Source organism: Actinoplanes sp. NPDC051633 (assembly GCF_040681735.1).
GTDB lineage: Bacteria > Actinomycetota > Actinomycetes > Mycobacteriales > Micromonosporaceae > Actinoplanes.
On the sequence record NZ_JBFAZH010001607.1, the window covers coordinates 1 to 1,404 of the forward strand.

Consider the following 1,404-nt stretch of genomic DNA (forward strand, 5'->3'; position numbering starts at 1 on the left):
GTAGCCGGTGCGCCAGTAGTCAGCGACCTCCTGCAGGTACCCGACGGGAACTCCGCGACTCCAACCGACCCCGGGCAGCTCTGCCGGCCATCGGGTGTTGGCCAGACGAGCCTTCAGGTCGTCGAGCTGCGGCTGCGGGATATCGATACGGAACGGGCGGACGCCCGGTTGGCTGTTCGTCATGCAGCGCACGCTAGGGCTCGGTCAGGTCAGTTCCTGTCCTAAGGCCACCGCGATGCGGGCTGCTTCGATCCGCTGGAATGAGTCATTCGTTCGCGGGTACGCGGCCGCATGTTCAAGACCGGCGCGGCCCGAGAAGCTGGACGTCCACTGTCATATCACGCCCGAAGCGGGCCACTGAGTCCGCTTCTCGAGAGGCTCCGCACCGAAGTGTCGATGCCGCGCATCTGGCTGGCAGGCCGTGCGCAGTCGGTACTGCCTCGCCTACGCCCTTTCAACAAGCCGGCCGGAAAACCACAGGCGAGCCGGGTGCTCGGCACGTTGTCCATGGTCTCGGCCGTCGATCTAATGGCGTCGGAGGCGAATCTCAACGCGCTGCGATGGATCGGGAAACCGGTGCTCGCACCGTCGATGATCGCGTACCTGCTCCGCGCCGGGCGACGCGACCTGGTGACCGTCTCGCTGATCTTCGCCTGGGCCGCCGACCTGGCCATGCTGGCGCCCGGCAAGGCGGGGTTGCTCGCCGGGATGGGGTTGTTCCTCGCGACACAACTCTGTCTGCTGTCAGCGTTCCTGCGGCGATCACGGCCACGATGGCCGGTGTACCTGGCCGGCGGTGTGCTGTGGCTGGCGGCCAACGCGCTGCTGTGGGGGCGCGTCGACGACCTGCGCCTGCCCATCCTCGTCTACAGCCTCGCGTTGACCGCGATGGCCGCCGCAGCCACCGACCACGGCCCGCGCGTCGCGACCGGCGGCCTGCTCTTCTTCGTCTCCGACCTACTGATCGGCCTGCGCCTGGCCGGCCTGGCGGCTCCGGCACTCGACCTGCTGGTGATGGCCACCTACGTCGCCGCCCTGGCCCTCATAACCATGGGCTGGGCAGCCGGCCCGACTGCCTCTGGCCGGTTGGAAACCCGTTTCGTCGCAGGCCCCTGACGAATAGGCTCGCGCCCATGATCGACGGCGACTGGAGGGATGGCGGGTTCAGGCAGCGTCGGCCCTCCGTGGAGACTCTCGCCTGGGTCGCGGCGTCGATGGGTCGGGGCAGTCGCATCGTTGGCTATCGCCGATTGACCGGTGGCGTCTGCTCCGCCGTGCATCGGCTGACCGTCGAGCGACGTGGAATGCGAAAGTTTATCACGCTTATAAGCAATATAAATTAACTAAAGAAATGTAATTTTGATTATGTAATAAGTTTTGGTACTAAAAAAGGCTTGATCTGAT

The 1,404-nt window shown here is 65.2% G+C and carries 2 protein-coding genes; one reads left to right on the forward strand and one right to left on the reverse strand.

Annotated elements, in window-relative coordinates; genetic code table 11:
* The coding region (locus AB0M20_RS43565; protein ID WP_364307374.1) for an epoxide hydrolase N-terminal domain-containing protein at positions 1–183 on the reverse strand (183 nt) is incomplete at its 3' end.
* 108 nt (positions 184–291) lie between these two features.
* Between AB0M20_RS43565 and AB0M20_RS43570 the strand changes: the two genes are divergently transcribed.
* On the forward strand, positions 292–1,116 hold the full coding sequence (locus AB0M20_RS43570; RefSeq protein WP_364307376.1) for a lysoplasmalogenase: 825 nt from the start codon (positions 292–294) through the stop codon (positions 1,114–1,116).
* Positions 1,117–1,404: the final 288 nt, after the last annotated feature.